Source organism: Ralstonia sp. PBBBR1 (genome assembly GCF_002256165.1).
GTDB classification, from domain to species: domain Bacteria; phylum Pseudomonadota; class Gammaproteobacteria; order Burkholderiales; family Burkholderiaceae; genus Ralstonia; species Ralstonia thomasii.
In genome coordinates this window covers 23526-38261 of the sequence record NZ_NKIL01000007.1, presented here as the reverse complement: position 1 = coordinate 38261, position 14736 = coordinate 23526, and the positions used below count along the sequence as shown (strand labels likewise).

The following is a 14736-nucleotide window of genomic DNA, read 5'->3' as shown; positions in this document are numbered from 1 at the left end:
GGCGGGCTGCTGCAACGTTTCGTTGGGTTTTTGACGCAGGTCGAAAAGCGGCGCCTAGGGCTGTCCCGCGTGTCAAAGGCCCAAGCATTGCGGATATAATCGCGCGTTATTTGCCAAAAGAAAGACGGGGACAGGTCTGTCTGGGCCGACGCGGCGATTCAATCGCCATGGTCTTCCTGCCCTCATCGCGATCCAATGCGGCCCCCACGCACTGCCGGCGATGCTCGTGACCTTGCCGGCGGCGCTCCGAGGGCTCCAAGAGCGGTTCCACCATCCTGAGAGTTGAGCATGAGCGACGCGCAACACGACGAACACGAGCCTCTGATCAAGACCCCCAAGCAGCTGATCATCGCGGTCATCGCCGCCTTTGCCGTTCCCATCCTCATCATCATCCTGCTGGCCAATTACGTTGGCCTGGGCGCCCGGGAAGGCGCAGGCGGTTCCGGCATGTCGGAAGAGGCCGTCAACGATCGCATCAAGCCCGTTGCGCAGCTCGAACTGAAAGACCCGAACGCACCGCGCGTTTTCAAGACCGGCGAGCAGCTCTACAAGGAAGTCTGCGCGACCTGCCACGCTGCAGGCGTGGCCGGCGCGCCGAAATTTGGCGATGCGGCAAGCTGGGGTCCGCGCCTGCCGCAGGGCCTGGATGGCCTGACGAAGGTGGCACTGGCCGGCAAGGGGGGCATGCCCGCACGCGGCGGCACGTCGCCCGATGATGTGAGCGACTACGAAATCGAGCGCGCCATCGTCTACATGGCCAACTCCGCTGGCGGCAAGCTGCAGGAACCGGCTGCACCGGCGGGCGCGGGTGCAGTCCCGGCTGCGGCATCGGCATCGGAAGCATCGGCTCCGGCGACCGCCCCCGCTCCGGCCGGTGCTGCACCGGTACCCGCTGCAGCACCGGCCGCGGCGGCCGCAGCCGCCGCACCGCAAGCCTCGGCGGGGGAAGTTGGCAAGAAGGTTTATGAGTCGACTTGCCAGATGTGCCACGCCGCCGGTGTGGCCGGTGCGCCGAAGTTTGGCGACAAGGCCGCCTGGGCGCCGCGCATTGCCCAAGGCAAGGCCAAGTTGTATGACTCCGCGCTGCACGGCAAGGGCGCGATGCCGCCCAAGGGCACCTATGCCGGCTCCGATGACGACGTGAAAGCCGCCGTCGACTACATGGCCGCTGCTGCCAAGTAAGCCGCCCTTGCATTCCCGAAGAAGCCCGCCCCGAGCGGGCTTTTTTTTGTTGCCTGCCGCGGCAGTGTCACGCGCGGGGCATGCCGTTTGCTACGCATTTTTTGATGTGCGGAGAACGATGCAGCCATGCTGCTGCGCCCCGCATACGTCTGTGCAATGAGGCAAACGGAGGTTGCGATGCGAACGGAACGAACGACGCTGATCTACTGGGTAGCTGCTGCGCTGGCAATCGGTAGCTCGACGGCCACGGCGGCCGACAACTGGGTCAAGCTGGCCCCGCTGGCCGACAACGGCGGCTCGCTCTATCTGGACAAAGACTCCATCGAGCGCAACAAGGATGGCACTGTGCGCGCCACGACGCGCGACGCCTATGACGCGCCGCGCAAGCTCTCGGACGGCAAGGCGTATCAATACGATACGCGCACGTCCGTCTACGACTGCAAGGAGGGGCGCATCCTGCCGGTCAGCGCGCTGATTCAGGACAGCCAGCACGGCACGGTGCTCACCAAGACCATCGACGGCCCGCGCTGGGAGGCCGTCGTGCCGCGCTCAGAGGGCGAGGCGATCCTGCATGCCGTCTGCCAGAAGTAATGCGCTGTGACGATGGCGCTATTGAGCGGCCCCTGCCGGCGCGAGGTCCACACGCAGCGTGCCATCGGCATCCATGCGCGTGGTGCCGCGCGCGGCGGCCTCGCGATAGTGGTACAGGTCGAAGCGCAGCGGCCCGCGCGTTGATGTATCGGTCACGAGCACGCGGCTGTTGGCCACCAGCACGTTGTACATCTTCAGGTCGCCGGACTGGATCCAGATGCGGCTCGCGGCGTCGGTTGGCGCCGGCGCACACATGGCGGGCGCGGGGCCGAACCCGAGCACCAGCCCGTCCGGCGTGACACGCGCCGTCTTCATCTGACCGACCAGGCGCGGCGGCGGGAAGACCGTGTATTGGTCCAGCACCATGTCGTTGCCATCCAGCTTGGCGCCGGTGCGATTGAGCGGCGCAAGCTGCGACAGCTCCAGCCCCATCCCTTTGAGCAGCGCCAGCGTCTGGATGCCCATCACGCGTGCCTCGGTGGGCGTGTAGACGAGATAGCGCGATTCCTTGAGCGCCAATGTGCCGCGCATGCCGAACGGCAGCCACACGCCGGGAAAATGATTGCGCAGCTTCAGCCCCCCCGACACGTCGAGCACGCCGTCGCCGGGTGTCAGCGACAGCGCATTGAGTGAGCGCGGTGAATAGTCGAGCAGATACCGGTTGAACAGCGCGTCGAGCGAATCCTTGGGCACCGTCACTTCCCCGCCGAGGATGCGGATGTCGAACTGCCCCGGGTCGTCCATGTCGACGGGCTGCCCCGGCTTGTGCGGCACGAGCTGCGCGGTCAGTTGATGCACGTGGAAACCGATGTCGCCGGTGATGCGGAAATCCACATCCCGCATCTGCACGACGGGCGGTGCGGTGCCGGAGTCGCGCGCGACGGCGGGGCCGCTGGCATTGGGCGCGCCGGAGGACGGATCGCAGCGCTGCGCCCATTGCTGGCGTACCGTCGTCAACTCCTTGCGTTGGGCGTTGGCCATCGGCGGCTCGGCGGCGCGGGCGAGTGCGCTGGCGAGCAGCCCGGCCAAGCCAAGCGTCACCAGCGCCAGGCGCAACATCACAGCGGCGAGAGCGAAGGCGGGGGCGATCATGGCGCGGTCCTCTTGGCGAGTTGCAGGGCCGGCTTGCCTGCTTTGGCAATTGCTGTTGCCTTGGCGGCTTTGGCAGCGGCGAGGGTGTCGAACGACGGCATCAGCACGCGAATGCCGCCATCCGGCGAGAAGCGCAGCGACCCCGCGACAAGCTGGTCGCGATAGCGGTACAGGTTGAACACGAAGGGTTTGGCCGGGTCGGCCACGACGATATCGATGCGCGCGTTCATCGGCATCGAGCGCATGAAGCGGATGTCACCGCCGCGGAAGAGGATGTACGGGCGCTGCGCGTCGGCGGCGTTGGCCAGCGGCGGCATTTGCGGGTTGCCATCGCCGATCTGCATGAGCAGCCCGTCGCGCGTGACGCGAATGGCGGAGAGCTTCAACTCCAGCGCGGGCGGCGGAAACAGCTTGGGCACCTGCATGACGATTTCGCTGCCAGTCAGCTGCACGGCAGGCGTCGATACCGGCAACAGATCGGCCAGTTCGATATGCGCCGCGCCCATCAGCGCGCCGGCGTCCTGCCCGCGCACCTTGACCACGTTGGGGTGGAACACGATGGTCTGCGGATCGCGCAACACCAGCGGGCCGCGCAGCTCGATCGGCACCCAGGCGCCGCGCCGGTGCATCTCGGCGCGCATGTCGAGCGTGCCGTCGTCGAGCGCGAAGCTGAAGCCGCGCAGCGGCGGATCTTGGCCCGGCCCGCGCGCAAACACCACGGTGTTGAAGAGCGCGGCCATGCTCTCGGCCGTAACGCGCACCGAACCGCTCACCGGCTGCAGCGTGTACGACGACACATCGTCGAGCCACACCGGATCGCCCGGTGCACGCGGCACCATGCGCAGCGCGAGCTGGTCGACCAGGAAGCCGACGCCGCCATCGAAACGAAAATCGACATGCCGCAGATACGAGATCGCATCGGGCTGGCCCGAATCGCGCAGCGTGGCGGGCCGCACCTCGCGCGTGGCGAGATTGCCCACCTGGAACGGCGCGCGCGCCTGGGCCCGTGCATCTTCAAGCTGTTTGGCTTTGTCGGCTTCGATGGCGCCGTATCCGTCGCCGGCGGTGGCGCAGCTTTGCAGCAGCAGCGCCGCCACCACTGCGCCCGCAGCTCGCAGCGCGCTATTTCGATGACGCAAGGTCAAGTCCCACATCGACGGTCTCCTCGTCGTGAGAAACGCACCGGAAACGTTCCGGCAACCGACGCGGTCTGTCGCCGCGCTCGTGTAGAATTTTTTGCATGCCCGCCCGCAAACCAACCGGCGACGCCGGTCCGCCTGCCATTCCGCCCGCCCGCGAGTTCACCATCGACGAACTGGCGCGCGCGGCCGAAACCACTGTCCGCAACGTCCGTTCGTATCAGGACCGCGGCCTGATCGATCCGCCCGAGCGGCGCGGACGCGTGGGCATCTACACGCAGGCGCATCTGGGGCGGCTCAAGCTCATCAATCACCTGCTCGGGCGCGGCTACACGCTCTCCAACATCCAGGAGCTGCTCAAGGCCATCGTCGAAGGCCATGACCTGCGCTCCATCCTCGGGCTCGAATCGGCCATCGCGAGCCCCTGGTCGGACGAGTCGCCCAAGCACTACTCGCTCCTGGCGCTTGCCAAGTTGTTCGGCCGTGCCATGTCGCGTCAGGCGCTGGCGCGGGCCATCTCGCTCGGCCTGCTGGAACCCGATGGCCTGGGCTATCTGGCGCGCAGCCCGAAAGCACTGCTGGCCGGCGCACAGATGGCAAAAGCCGGTTTCCCGCTCGTCGAAGTGCTCGATATCATCGAGCGTGCCCGGCCGCATACGCAGGCGGTGGCCGACGATCTTGTCGCCATGGTCGTGCGCGAACTCGACAAGTACGGCAGCGACCTGCCGCCGGTCGAAGACGTGCCGCGTCTGGTCGACGTGATCTGGCGCATCCGTCCGCTGGCGCTGGTAGCGGTCGAGGCCGAGCTGATGCGTGCGCTCGAGACGGCCGCCAACAAATACCTGGGCGACCGCGTGGCGCAGGTCATCGAGCACATGCACGAACCGCCGGGCAGCGCGCCCGGGCCGGACAAAGGCTAGTGTCTGCGGCGCGCCCATGCGTGGGGCGCGCCTGATCTATTTCTAGTTTGATCCCGATACGACGGGTGCTGCAGGCGTTTTGAATGCCTGCTCAAGATCCGGCTGCGCCCGCCGTCGACAGCTTGCGGCGGATCGACGGCGACGGCGCTTCGCCATTGGCAGCGGCATAGGCTTCGATTTCCGAGATCAGCTTGGGCAGGCGTTCAAGCGCGTCACGGTTGTCTTCATCCCACGGGTGGAATGAGGGCCGGAAGAAGTCGAAGAACTCCGGGATGATCTTGCGCAGCGGCGCCGGGTGAATCCACAGGAAGTGGAATGCCTTGCCCAGACCGAAGAACTTGTTCTTGCAGGTGCGATCGGCAAAGATCAGCCGCAGATGCACGTAGAACACCATCGACCAGAACAGCAGCGTGGTCAGCAGCATCGTCGATGTGCGCAGGATGTAGCGGCGCAGGCCCGGCTTGATGGCGAGATTCCACACGTCGTAGCTGACGGCCTTGTGTTCGGTCTCTTCCATGGCGTGCCACAGCCAGACCTGGCGGTAGCCGGGCTCCGAGTTGCGGCCCAGGCCATCTTCATGTGAAAGCACCTGGCCGGCCAGCATGGCGGTGTAGTGTTCCAGCGCCACGGTCACGGCCAGTTGGTGCGACTTCGGGGTCCACTTGCGCAGCACGTTCAGGAACTTGCCGACAAAGCGGTCGATGCGCGTGGCGGGCAGGCCGGCGCGATCGAGGAGGTCGTTGTACAGCACGTGCTCGCGCGTATGCATGGCTTCCTGGCCGATGAAGCCGGCCACGGCCTGCTTGAGCTCGGGGTCGGTCACCAGATGACGGTAGTTGCGCACGCTGTCCATGAAGAAGCGCTCGCCGGTCGGGAAGAAGATCGACAGCGCGTTCAGGAAGTGGGTGACGTGCGTGCCTCGCTCGTGCCAGTTGCTGATGCGATCAGCCGGCAGGTGAGGATGCACGTCGCGGCGGACTGGCATCATGGGCGGTTCTCCTGGAATGTGGTTGCGGCGAGGCGCGTCGATGCGCGCCCTTGATCGAGGAATGCACAGAGGTCGGTCCCTACGCGTACTGGGTCTTCCTCCATCGGGATATGGCCGAGCGCCGGATACATGCGCAGCGTGGCACCGGGAATGCGGCGGGCGAATTCGCCGGCGTGCGCGGGCGGGATCCACCGGTCGCGCTGGCCCCAGAGGATGAGCGTGGGCACTCGGATCGAGGCCAGCCCGCTGGTATCGACATCGTCAAAGCGGAACTTCGGCACCATCTTGCCGATGGCCTGTCGTGCACCGTCGGCATAGAAGAAATCGGCGTAGCGACGCAGCGTCGGTTCCGACACACGCGACGGGTCGCCATATACATCACGCGTGGCGGCGCGGATGATCCCCTCGGGCAGCATCCACGGCGACGTCATCCGCACGCCCAGGTGATTGAACAGATCGATGTAGATCGGCAGCTTCATCGGAAAGCCTGCCGAATCGATCAGCACGAGCTTTTCGACGCGGCCCGGGTGCCGCACGGCAAAGTCCCACGACACCATGCCGCCGAGCGAGTTGCCGATCAGCGTGAGTTTCGACAGGCCGAGTGTGTCGACAAACGCGTCGATGAAGTCGCGGTACAGCGGCAGCTCCATTGCGCGCGGGCGGCCTTGCGCATCACGCAGGGGGCCGGTGATGCCGAAGGGCGGCAGGTCGAGCCGGATCACGCGGTAGCGCCGCGTGAGCTGCGGCAGCACGCCATCCCACGTGTGCAGCGATGCGCCAAAGCCGTGGATCAGCAGCAACGTGCCTTCGGAATTGGCGGCACCTTCATCGGTGTAATGGACGCGCGTGCCCATCAGTGGCAGGTAGCGCGATTGCGGCTTGGCGTAGCGCGCGATCAGCACATCGCGGCCGATGCTGCGCAAGCCGATGCGGCCCGGGCGCAGCATGGCGCGTGCAACGTTGAGCAGGTTCGCGCGCGGGGGGCTGGCAAACAGTTCGCCGGTGGTGGCCGTGGTCATCGGCACCTCCTACTTGGCGCGCGCGGTGGCCGGCGCCGCATCGTCGCGCAGTGCCTTCTTGCGCGTGCGGCGCGCTTCGCGCACGACCAGCGCCTGATACGCGGCAGGCAGCACGCGGGCCATCACGTCTGCAGCGTGCGCGTCGGGGCCGATCAGCACGCGGCGCTTGTTCTTGCGCACGCCGTCCAGGATCACCTCCGCGGCCTTGTCTGCCGAGGTGATGAAGAACTTCTCGAACTCCGCCTTGCCTTGCTGTTCGTCGCGCACCAGGAAGCCGTTCATGCTCGGCGAGACGCGGCTCGACTTGGCAATGTTGGTCTTGATGCCGCCCGGGTGGACACACGTGGCCGACACGCCACAGTCCATCAGATCGAGTTCCTGGCGCAGCGCTTCGGTGTAGCCGCGCACGGCGTACTTGCTGGCGTTGTAGGCGCCCATACCCGGCTGCGCGAAGATGCCGAAGATGCTCGACGTATTGATGATGTGGCCGTTGCCCGTTGCCTTGAGCAGCGGCAGGAACGCCTTGGTACCGTGTACGACGCCCCAGAAGTTGATGTTCATGATCCAGGCCAGCTCGTCGTCTTCCATGCCTTCGATCGTGCTGGACAGCGCCACACCCGCGTTGTTGAAGATCAGGTTGACCTTGCCGTGCGCGGCGGCCGCTTCTTCGGCCCAGCGGTACACCGCGGCGCGGTCGGCCACGTCGACGGCATGCGTGGTCACGCGGATGCGGTCGCCCTCGTGCGCGCGCACCAGTTGCAGCGTCTGCGCGAGCGCCGCTTCATTGCGATCGGCCAGCGCAAGGTGGCAGCCTTCGCGTGCCAGCCGCAGCGCCAGCGAGCGGCCCATGCCCGACGCAGCACCGGTGATGGCGGCAACCTGGTTGTTGAATGACTTCATGGCGGGGTCTCCGTGGGGCTGACGCGCATCAGACGCGGTCGAGCGCTTCTTCGTTGGGGGTGTTTTGAGCGGCCGGCACTGTGCGGGCGGGTACGCGCAGCGGCACACCCTTGGGCACCGCCATCGGGCGCGTGCGGTAATCGGCCAGCCGGAAATGCGCGGTGGCGCGACGGAACTGCCACGTGAATCCCGGCCACAGCGTCGTGTTCTTGCCGGTCTTCGGATCGAGGTACCAGCTCACGCAGCCGCCGGCAGACCAGATTGCATGCGACAGCCGCTTCTGGATGCCGTCGTTGAAGCGGCGCTGCACGTCGGGGCGTACGTCGATGGCCGCCACGTTGTGCGCACGCATCGACTTGAGCGCGTCGACGATGTACGCCACCTGCGACTCGATCATGAACACCATCGACGAGTGGCCGAGCCCCGTGTTCGGGCCCACCACCATGAAGAAATTCGGGAAACCCGACACGGTGGTGCCCAGATAGGCCTCGGCGCCGTGCTTGTCCCACGCATCGACAATGTCCACGCCCTGGCTGCCAAGCAGCACGCCGCGCGGGAACGGGTCCGTTGCATGAAAGCCCGTGCCGAAGATCAGGCAATCGACCTCGCGCCGCGTGCCGTCGGTGGTGACGATGGCGTTGGGCTCGACGCGTGCGATGCCGGAGGTGATGACGTCGACGTTCTCGCGCGTGAGCGCCGGGTAATAGTCGTTCGAGATCAGGATGCGCTTGCAGCCGATGGTGTAGTCCGGCGTGACCTTCTCGCGCAGCACGGGATCGGCAATGCGGCGCTTGATGTGGCCGCGCGCCATGCGCTCCACCGCCTTCATCAGCTTCGGATGGATCACAAAGCCCAGCACGCGCGACTCCAGCATCCAGTAGATGCCGGTGCGCATCAGCTTTTGCGTGAACGGCAGGTGGCGGAACAGCCAGTGCTCTGCGCGCGACACCTTGCGGTCGGGCTTGGGCAGGATCCACGGCGGCGTGCGCTGATACAGGTCGAGCCGGCCGACCTTCGGCGCAATCTGCGGCACGAACTGGATGGCCGACGCGCCCGTGCCGATCACAGCGACGCGCTTGCCGCGCAGGTCGTAATCGTGTTCCCAGAGCTGCGAATGGAAGGCCTTGCCCTGGAAGGTCTCGATGCCGGGAATGTTCGGCCAGGCCGGACGGCTCAGGCCGCCCATGCCGGAGATCAGCGTGCGGGCACGATACCGGCGGCCGTCGGCCATCTCCAGGTTCCACACGCCTGCAGCGTCGTCGAAGGCCGCACGCGCCAGCTCGTGATGAAAGCGCACATGCGGGCGCACGCCAAATTCATCGGTGCAGCGCTCCAGATACGCGCGGATTTCCGGCTGCGGCGAATACATACGCGACCAGTCCGGATTGGGCGCGAACGAAAACGAATACAGGTGCGATTGCACATCGCACGCGCAGCCGGGGTAATGGTTGTCGCGCCACGTGCCCCCGACGGAGCCCGCCTTTTCAAAAACGAGGAAATTGTCGATGCCGTGCTGCTTGAGCTGGATCGCCATGCCCAGGCCGGCAAAGCCCGTCCCGATGATGGCGGCATCGATCAGGGGCGGGGCGTCAGCGCTGTGCGGGGCCGACGCAAAGGCGTCGGCGCGCGGAAAGTCGGTCCGTGCGTTCACGTGGTGTCTCCGTGGGCACCACATGGGCGCCTCTTAATGTGACATTGATCGATGTCATCGTAGGAGGCTGCCCCGACCGAGTCAATCGGCCGATTGGAACGATTCATCTAAAAGCGGTGCATGCACCGCTTGAAACGGTTTTCCCTTATGAATCCGTCACTTGCGTGCGGTGCACAACGTCGGCGGCGGGGGATCCGAAGGCGCTGAGTAGTCCGTTGATATGCGTCAAAAGCCTCATCGTGCGCGCCCCGGCAGCACGGATGTCGTTCGCACTGGCGTTATGCACGGCATGGCGGAACGCTTCCGCTACGGCATCCACGCCCGGGTTGTGCAACAGCGCGAGGGCACCACCGGTGCGATGGGCCCAACGGCGCAGCGCTGCACGGTCCATCGCGTCCAGCAGCGGCTGGAGGCGCTGCGCGTCATCGGCCAGCGACGAGAGGAAGACCTGCGCCAAACCGATGGCTGCGGGGTCCGTCCCGAGCGCGACGTGCAGGTCGTCGAGCGAGAGGGTGGGCGGCTCCTCCGCGGCCCCGCCGGCGCCTGCGGGAACGTCGCCGATCCACAGCGCAGACAGCGCTTCCTGCAGCGTGGCGAGCGTGGTCGGTTTCAGCAGGCTCGCGTCCATGCCCACGGCGCGGCAGCGCGCATGCTCCTCGGACAGCGTTGTTGCCGTGATGGCGATGATAGGCAGGCGAGGGCCGTCGCCTTCTTCCTCGCGGATATGCCGCGCCAGATCGAAGCCGTCCATGCGCGGCATGTGGCAATCGGTGAGCAACGCGTCGAAACGGTGTTCGTGCAGACGTTCGAGCGCGACCACGCCATCTTCGGCCAGCGTGACCCGATAACCCAGCAGCCGGAGTTGTTTGGCGATCAGTTCGCGGTTGATCGGATGGTCTTCCGCCACGAGGATATGTGCACCGGGCGCTTCTAAAGGCGCGGCGGCCGGCGGTGTGTGGGCCGCCACGCTCGCCACGTGCGCGTGCCCGGCTCGACGCAGCGCGTGCTCGCACGCCTGCACGAAAGCGTGCCAGTTCAGCGGATTGATGCTCAGCGCGTTGCCCGGTTCGGCATAGCTGGCTTCGGAGGTGATGCGGATGGCGTGCTCGTGTGCCGGCGCCGTGGTGGTCAGGAGGATGTCGGCGTCTGCAGCAACCACAGGCCGGAGCCCGGCCGCGACCGCCAACTGCGTGAGGCCGTGCCGCACGGCCGCGTCATCCACGGTAATGGCAACGCTGCGGCCTTCCAGTTGCGGCAGCGCATACCGCGCCTTGAGCATTGGCACGGTCAGTTCCAGCGTCACGGCGGTGCCTTGCCCTTGGGCACTTTCCATGACGAGCTTGCCGCCCATCAGACCCGCGAGCTGGCGGGAGATGGCCAGGCCCAGGCCGGTGCCGCCGTAGCGCCGCGTGGTCGAGCGCTCGGCCTGCACGAACGGCGCGAACAGCGTGGCCTGTACCGCCGGCGAGATCCCGATGCCCGTATCCGTGACGGAGATGATGAGATGCGCCGTGTCGTCGGTGACGCGCGCGCATTCCGCTGAAAGGCGCACGCTTCCGGTGTCGGTGAACTTGATGGCGTTCGAGAGCAGGTTGAACAGGATCTGGCGTAGACGAATGCTGTCGACCGAGACGCTGGCCGGCACGTCGGCAGCCACAGTCACATGCACCGCCAGCGATTTTTCGTGTGCGCGGCTCGCCAGCAAGCCGACCGTGCCATCAAAGACCTCGCGCAGGTCCGTGGCCGCCGGAGAAATATCCAAGCGACCGGCCTCGATCTTTGCGTAGTCCAGGATGTCATCGAGGATATGCAGCAACGCGCGCCCCGAATCCTGCACCAGCGAGACCATCTGCTTCTGCTCGCCCTCGAGCTTCGTCTGCTGCAGCAGTTCGACCAGGCCCAGCACGCCGTTCATGGGCGTGCGGATTTCGTGGCTCATCATGGCCAGGAAGCGGTCTTTCGCATGCAATGCCGATTCCGCCGCGTTCTTGGCCGCTTCCAGTGCGTCGGCCTGCTCGCGCTCTGCGGTGACGTCGCTCAGGTAGCCGTTCCAGACCGTGCGGCCGTCCGCCTCGCGGTGCGGAATCGAGCGCGCATGAAGCCAGCGGACCACGCCGTCTGCGCTGACATGGCGAAACTGCTGGTCCAGGGGCGTCAGCTGCTGCGCCGAGACCAGCACCGTGTCGAGCATGCGCTGCCGGTCGTCTTCGTGAATGAGTAGCTCCGGGGTCGACAGGTAGTCCAGCAGATCCTGAGGCTGCACGCCCAGCGTCTCGTACGCTTTGCCCGCGACGTAGGTGATGCGCCCCTGGACCTGACCCGGTGGCAGCTCGAACTGATAGACCAGCGCGGGCAGCGATTCGGTGACCTCGCGCAGGCGCTGTTCAAGGCGTTCGGCTCGCGCTTGCGCCTCGCGGATCTCACTGATGTCGACCAGCGAGGCGACGGTGCCCGCGGGTTGCCCGTCCGGCAGATGGAACGGCTCGATCCAGTACAACACGTTGCGCGATTGCCCGTCCGGCGTGTCGATGATGAGTTCTTCGCGCGTGCTTTCGCTGATCTGCGCAGCGCGCTGGTTGATGTCGGACAGCGGCGACGTGTTGCTGACCGAATACAGCCCGAGCTCCTGCGGCGTGCGCCCCAGCAAAGAAGCGCGTGGTTGGCCAAACATGTTGCAGAACGCAGCATTCACGGCAACGTAACGCTGCGCGGCGTCTTTGGCGACGAGCGGGAACGGCACGGCCTCCATCAGCGCGCGCTGAAAGCTCAGTTGACGCGCGAGGGTTTCTTCGGCGCAGCGGCGCTGATGATTTTCACGGCGCAACTGCATCTGCTTGATGAAGAGCGCCACCAGTGCCGCCAGCACCAGCGCGGCCACCGGCCCAAACTTGCCAAGCACGGCCGACGCCGAAGGACCGAGCTGATAGCTGACCGACAGCCACTTGTTGCGGATGCTGACCTGCTCGCCTTCAGGCATGGCAAAAAGCGCGCGGTTGATAAGCGGCACCAGCGCGGCGTACCGCGCCGTCACGCCCACGCCGATGCTCTCAATCGTGTTGGCCGAGCCTGTGACCTTCAGTTCGCCCGGAAAATGGTGGCGGATCAACGCGTCGGCCACCGGCAGATTGACAATGGTGAAATCGGCTTTGCCGCTTGCCACCATGGACAGCGCGTTGTCGACCGAACCCGCCGACACGAGGCGGATTTTCGGCACGTTTTGGCGCAAGATCGCGGTCAGCGTATCGCTGGCAGGCAGTGCGACAGTCTTGCCGGAAAGCTCGGACAACGCCGCCACAGTCAACGCATCGTTGCGCCCGACGATAACCAGCGGCGTGGCGTCGATGGGCTGCGTGAGCGCAAATCCAGCTGGGCGAGCATCCTGATCTGACATGCCGAGCAAGATGTCGATCTCGCCATTGCCCGCCTTGTCGAGCGCGTCGGCCCAGTCACGCACGGCGACGCGCTCGAACTGCAGGCCCAGCGTTCGCGAAAGGAAATTCTGGTACTCCGGGAAGATGCCGAGCAGGCCGCCGCCAGTGTCGTCAAATGTGTACGGCATGTAATCCGGGTCGGCTGCATACCGCAACGGGGGCAGCGATGCCAGCAGAGCGCGCTCATCGTCCGACAATTGCAGCGCCACGGTCGACGTACCGCCCTGAGCGATCCAGCGCGCGCGAAGTTGGCTCATCGTGGTGTCCGGCAACTGCGCGAGATGGCGATCCAGATGGCGAATCAGCGTCGCGCGATCCCGGGGCGCGGCGAAATGGAGCGCATCGACCTGCTGGTTTGCAAGCTGCACGATCGATAGTTCCCGGTAGCGCGGCCGCGCTATCAATTCCCGTGTCGGGTAGGTGACGCCAGCGTAGACGTCGACCGTCTTGTCGAGCACGGCGTCCAAAGCGTCGGCTGCTGTGGGCGTGCTCAACAGCGCGATGTTCGGATATTCATGGGCCAGCTCCTCCTCCAGTGAAGAGCCTTGCTCGACCGCGACGCGAACGCCCGCGCCGAACGGGTTCTGCGCTATTTCGACGTTTTCCGTGCGCGCGACCACCGCTGTGGGGCGTTCGAGATACGGTGCCGAATACTCCAGGCAGTGGTCGTATTGGGAGCGTGGCGCCACGCTCATGATGATGTCGACATCGCCGCGACATGCTGCCTTGAGCAGTTCGTCGCGCCGTGCGAATACGCGCGGTACCACGCGCACTTGATCGTGCGGGATCAGTTGCATGAGGAGATCCCCGGAGAAACCGCTGAGCCGGTCCGCCTCAATGCCCTCCAGCGGCATCATCGCGTTGCCGATGACGCCCACGATGAGCGTCGGCGGAAAGCGGGCTAATCGATACACCGGCCCCTGCCCAGCGTCGCCGGTATCGGCTTGCCATGCGCCGTCCCCGCCCCACCAAACGAGGATGGCCGCACAGACGACGGCGGAAACCGCGAAGAGGGAACGCCGCATCGGCTCAGCCCTCGCCGCTGCCAAGCAGGCCGTGACGCACGGCAAAGTCGAACAGCGCCGCTTCGTTACCAAGCTCGAGCTTGCGCATGGCCGTCTGCTTCTGCGAACTGATGGTCTTGACGCTGCGGTTGAGCTGCTGGGCGATCTCGCTGACCGTCTTGCCGGTTACGTACATGCGCAGCACTTCCAGCTCGCGCTTGCCGAGCTTGGCGACCGGGTCGTCGTGGGCGGGCTGCGGCTCGCCGTTGCGGCAGAGCAGCTTGGCATTGAGCAGCGGCGAGAGATAGATGCGACCATCCACCGCCGCCTGCATGCCTTCGAGGATGTGCTGCGGCTCGTCGGATTTGCTGACGATGACCTTGATGCCCGCGCGCAGAATGTTGCTCATCAGCGCGCGGGTCTCAAGCATGGTGAGCACCATCACGCGCAGGTCCGGGTGGCGACGCATGAGAAATTCGAGCAGGATGATGCCGTCGCCATAGCGGCTGCCGGGCATGGCGTAGTCGGTGATGGCGAGGTCGCAGCGCACGCGCGCAAGCACGGCGAGCAGTTCATCGGCGTTGCTGGCTTCGCCCACCCTCGAAGCCGTGGACGCCGGACACGAGGCGCCGCACGGCCGCCACCACGCCGGGGTGGTCATCTGCAATGACGAGTTGGATGGGAGGCTGCATGTCGACGTATCTCCGAGCGTGTAACGTGCGGCAACGTGTTTGCCGCATTGCTGAGAATCGCCGAAGCCGCCAGCGTGGAACATCGGAAAAGTCCTATTCGTGCCCCCCGATCCGCGCCCTTCTGGTG

General features: G+C 65.9%; 11 protein-coding genes. 3 read left to right on the top strand and 8 right to left on the bottom strand.

Translation table 11 applies throughout. From position 1 onward, the window contains the following. The first annotated feature begins 288 nt into the window (after nucleotides 1–288). Nucleotides 289–1182, top strand: a complete 894-nt coding sequence (locus CFE42_RS13605) for a c-type cytochrome (RefSeq protein WP_004628882.1) — start codon at nucleotides 289–291, stop codon at nucleotides 1180–1182. Nucleotides 1183–1359: 177 nt separating this feature from the next. Beyond that, nucleotides 1360–1773 carry a surface-adhesin E family protein gene (locus CFE42_RS13600; protein WP_004628885.1) on the top strand — a complete coding sequence of 138 codons (414 nt, stop codon included), beginning with the start codon at nucleotides 1360–1362 and terminating at the stop codon, nucleotides 1771–1773. Between the two features lie 18 nt (nucleotides 1774–1791). Here the strand turns inward: CFE42_RS13600 and CFE42_RS13595 are convergent, their stop codons facing one another. Beyond that, entirely contained in the window at nucleotides 1792–2865 is a 1074-nt protein-coding gene (locus tag CFE42_RS13595; protein ID WP_004628886.1) for an LmeA family phospholipid-binding protein, read from the bottom strand. Beyond that, nucleotides 2862–4019, bottom strand: a complete 1158-nt coding sequence (locus tag CFE42_RS13590; protein WP_004628888.1) for a hypothetical protein — start codon at nucleotides 4017–4019, stop codon at nucleotides 2862–2864. Before CFE42_RS13590 ends, CFE42_RS13595 begins: the two co-directional genes overlap by 4 nt. An 86-nt stretch (nucleotides 4020–4105) precedes the next feature. On the opposite strand from CFE42_RS13590, the gene CFE42_RS13585 reads away from it, so the two are divergent. Then, nucleotides 4106–4924: a MerR family transcriptional regulator gene (locus CFE42_RS13585; RefSeq protein WP_004628891.1), complete on the top strand. Its 819-nt coding sequence runs from the start codon at nucleotides 4106–4108 to the stop codon at nucleotides 4922–4924. A 91-nt stretch (nucleotides 4925–5015) separates the two neighbouring features. Here CFE42_RS13585 and CFE42_RS13580 read toward each other — a convergent pair whose 3' ends face one another. The 6 genes from CFE42_RS13580 to CFE42_RS13555 form a co-directional block, all read right to left on the bottom strand. Next, nucleotides 5016–5912 (bottom strand): metal-dependent hydrolase, encoded by an 897-nt coding sequence (locus CFE42_RS13580; RefSeq protein ID WP_004628894.1) that lies wholly within the window; start codon nucleotides 5910–5912, stop codon nucleotides 5016–5018. Continuing rightward, the gene (locus tag CFE42_RS13575) at nucleotides 5909–6931 is read right to left on the bottom strand and encodes an alpha/beta fold hydrolase (protein ID WP_004628895.1); all 1023 of its coding nucleotides are present in this window, start codon (nucleotides 6929–6931) and stop codon (nucleotides 5909–5911) included. The genes CFE42_RS13580 and CFE42_RS13575 overlap by 4 nt, the downstream gene beginning before the upstream one ends. Before the next feature lie 9 nt (nucleotides 6932–6940). Then, nucleotides 6941–7831 carry an SDR family NAD(P)-dependent oxidoreductase gene (locus CFE42_RS13570; RefSeq protein WP_004628897.1) on the bottom strand — a complete coding sequence of 297 codons (891 nt, stop codon included), beginning with the start codon at nucleotides 7829–7831 and terminating at the stop codon, nucleotides 6941–6943. A 28-nt stretch (nucleotides 7832–7859) separates the two neighbouring features. Further along, nucleotides 7860–9482: an NAD(P)/FAD-dependent oxidoreductase gene (locus CFE42_RS13565; protein WP_024974067.1), complete on the bottom strand. Its 1623-nt coding sequence runs from the start codon at nucleotides 9480–9482 to the stop codon at nucleotides 7860–7862. Nucleotides 9483–9627: 145 nt separating this feature from the next. Next, nucleotides 9628–13938, bottom strand: a complete 4311-nt coding sequence (locus CFE42_RS13560; protein ID WP_004628901.1) for a transporter substrate-binding domain-containing protein — start codon at nucleotides 13936–13938, stop codon at nucleotides 9628–9630. Nucleotides 13939–13942: 4 nt separating this feature from the next. Beyond that, entirely contained in the window at nucleotides 13943–14515 is a 573-nt protein-coding gene (locus CFE42_RS13555; RefSeq protein ID WP_238563731.1) for a response regulator transcription factor, read from the bottom strand. Between the last annotated feature and the right edge of the window lie 221 nt (nucleotides 14516–14736).